The following is a 3,243-nucleotide window of genomic DNA, read 5'->3' on the forward strand; positions in this document are numbered from 1 at the left end:
AAGCAATTCACATCGCCCCCCCGTATTCCTCGCTGACGGCCTCGATCCGAATGAAAAGCCGCCGCCGGGGCGGCATGAGGCCAGCGGTTTTTTTGAATTCAACGGGGTTTTCTTCCAGGCACTATCTGTCAGGACGCACCGCGTCCACGGACTTCCCGGATGTCAACGCCTTGCAGCCTACCCCGGCCGGTGAGGGCGACGCCTTTGCAGCGAAGATCGACGCGACAGGCTCCACGCTCGTCTATGCGACCTACTTTGGTGGCAGCGGCCTCGACATCGCTTACGACATCGCCGTGGACAGCGGCGGTAACGCCTATCTGAGCGGACGGACTGCTTCGACCGACCTGCCGACGCAGCGCGCCCTGCAACCGGCGTCAGGCGGGGAAGAGGATGGCTTCGTCGCGAAGATCGACGCAGCAGGCTCCGCGCTTGTCTACGCGACCTACCTTGGCGGCAGTGGCGAGGACATTGCTCATGGCATCGCCCTAGACGACACCGGCAGTGCCTACATAACGGGCTCCACCGCGTCCTCGGACTTCCCGCTCGCACAGGGCAAACGCATCATAGCATTATGATATTCTTATATAATATACATGATATAACCTCCGCAACATTCTGAGATGGCTATCGCGGAGGCTCAAGAAGTGACGCTCGATTCGGATCGCTCGCTGATCAAGCATTTCAGCCATCTGGAAGATCCGCGCGACGGCACGAAGGCGCGCCATAAGTTGCTGGATATGATCGCGATTGCGGTCGCCGCAGTAATCTGTGGCGCGGACGATTGGGTGAGCATCGCGGGGTTCGCACGGGCCAAGGAGGCCTGGTTGCGCCAGTTTTTGGAGCTGCCCAACGGGATCCCCTCGCACGATACCTTCGGGCGGGTGTTCTCGCTGCTGGCGCCGCAGGCGTTCGAGGAGTGCTTTCGCGCCTGGGTCAATACCGTTCGCCAAAGCATCCCAGAGGAAGTGGTCGCCATCGACGGCAAGTCGGTGCGGCGCTCACACAACCGCGGCGCGGGCTTGGGCCCGCTGCATATGGTCAGCGCCTGGGCGGTGGCCAATCGTGTCGTGCTGGGGCAGGTGGCCACGGAAGCGAAGTCCAACGAGATTACGGCGATTCCGCGCTTACTGGAGCTTCTGGTGCTGAAGGGGTGCATCGTCACCATCGACGCCATGGGCTGCCAGACCAAGATCGCCGAGCAGATCATCGCCGCCGGCGGGGACTACGTGCTGGCGCTCAAGGGCAACCAGGGCACCTTGGCCGAGGAGGTCGAGGAGGCCTTCATCGACGCCGATGCCAAGGATTACGCGGGGTTGGACGCGCAGGTCTTCGAGACGAGCGAGCGCAACCATGGGCGCATCGAGACCCGTCGCTACTACACCTTGGGCCATCTCGATGGCCTCTCCCGGCGCGCGCTATGGAAGGGGTTGAACATGATCGGCATGGTCGAGTCGCAGCGCGAGGTCGACGGCAAGACCTCCACCGAGTATCGCTTCTACATCGGTAGCATCGGGACCGACGCCGAGCGTTTTGCGCGGGCCGTGCGGGGTCATTGGGGGATCGAGAACGATCTGCATTGGAGCCTTGATGTCGCCTTCCGCGAGGACGACTCGCGGCTGCGCAATCCGCAGGCGCGCGAGAACTTCGCCGTGCTTCGCCACATTGCGCTGACCCGCTTGAAAAACGACACGCGCGAGAAAATGGGTATCAAGAACAAACGCCTAAAAGCGGGCTGGGATGACAAGTACCTGTCAGAACTTCTATTCCAGACCGGGTGATGCACGTTCAAGTCAGCATCCCCGGCAACACTCTATAAGCAATGACTGATGCGTTTGCCCTGCCGCGCTGGAGGATTTCATCGACAACCGGCTGGCGGACTTCGGTCGCGTCCAGGATGCCATGTGGACCGGCGAGCCGGTGCTCTATCACTCGCGCCTTTCGGCGGCGCTCAATCTGAAACTGCTCGATCCGCGGGATGCCATCGCGGCGGCGGAGGAGGCCTATCGCCAGGGGCGCGCGCCGCTCGCCGCGGTCGAGGGCTTTGTCCGGCAGCTGCTCGGCTGGCGCGAGTATGTGCGCGGCGTCTATTGGCTCTTCATGCCCGATTACGCGAGGTGCAACGCGCTCCAGGCCACGCGGCCGCTACCGAGGTTCTACTGGACCGGCGAAACGGACCTGAACTGCCTGCGCGAAGTCATCGGTCAGACCTTGGCCTTGGGCTTTGCGCATCACATACAGCGGCTCATGGTCACGGGCCTGTTCGCCCTGCTGCTCGGCGTGCGACCGCAGGCCGTCCACGAATGGTACCTGGCGGTCTATGTGGACGCCGTCGAATGGGTCGAGCTGCCGAACGTGCTCGGCATGTCGCAGTATGCCGACGGCGGCATCATGGCGAGCAAGCCCTACGTGGCCACGGGCAAGTACATCCAGCGCATGAGCAACTATTGCTCGGCCTGCCGTTACGATCCCGGCCAGGCCACCGGCGAGCGCGCCTGCCCCTTCACGACGCTCTACTGGGATTTCCTGATGCGCCATGAAGAGCGCCTCGCCACCAGCCCGCGGATGAGGATGCAGCTGAAGAACCTCGCCCGCCTGAGCACCGAGCGAAAGCAGGCACTCCGCGCCGCTGCCGCCGCCTGGTCCGCGCGACTCGCCGGCTGATCGCCGGGGCGGCTATCTCGCGGTCGTCGCAGATGCGGCCGATGGCATCCGTGGGCTGGGCCTGGGGCGGTCGTGTCGATGATGGCTTGCATGGTTGCGCGTCCTCGATCTGCGCGGGTTGACGCAGATGGCGTGCCATCATGGCTCGGCGCCGTCGTTGGCGAAGCGGTTGGTTATATCATTACCCATATCTTTTTCCATACAAAACAGTCAGTTCCAAGGGCGTCGGGCAGCCTGGCGGTTTCCTGCCGCCAAAATCGTTCGACGGTGCACCAACAATCAACGGCTTATCGAGCCGTTTCACCTTGCCTATCACGCGCGGAAATTCTTTAAAATACTGATTTATAATAATTTATTTGGATTAAATCGCGGAAAATAAGTCTAAAGTTATGATTTTTTATCCTGAAGTTTCTCATTTCCGCATAGCGAGATCATAATATAAGCAAACACTAATGAACGCGCATATTAGTGAAAGCTTATTGACGAATGCCATGCGGCGGCAATGACAAAAAGGGTGTGACAAGCGCGGGCAAATCGGCGAATAAACAAGCAGTTAAAGGTGAATACGGGCTCGCTTCGGCG

At 60.9% G+C, this 3,243-nt stretch carries 2 protein-coding genes and 1 pseudogene; all 3 read left to right on the forward strand.

All coding sequences use genetic code 11. The annotated features are described in order from the left end of the window. Window positions 1-575, forward strand: a 575-nt coding sequence (locus CKO41_RS18225; RefSeq protein WP_200383283.1) for an SBBP repeat-containing protein, incomplete at its 5' end; no start/stop codon positions are given. A gap of 69 nt (window positions 576-644) precedes the next feature. Next, window positions 645-1,778 carry an ISAs1 family transposase gene (locus CKO41_RS18230; RefSeq protein WP_420826495.1) on the forward strand — a complete coding sequence of 378 codons (1,134 nt, stop codon included), beginning with the start codon at window positions 645-647 and terminating at the stop codon, window positions 1,776-1,778. Between the two features lie 64 nt (window positions 1,779-1,842). Continuing rightward, a pseudogene (locus tag CKO41_RS18235) lies at window positions 1,843-2,661 on the forward strand (cryptochrome/photolyase family protein); the annotation flags it as partial. Between the last annotated feature and the right edge of the window lie 582 nt (window positions 2,662-3,243).

The organism is Thiococcus pfennigii (assembly GCF_016583835.1).
In the GTDB taxonomy this organism is placed as follows: Bacteria; Pseudomonadota; Gammaproteobacteria; order Chromatiales; family Chromatiaceae; genus Thiococcus; species Thiococcus pfennigii.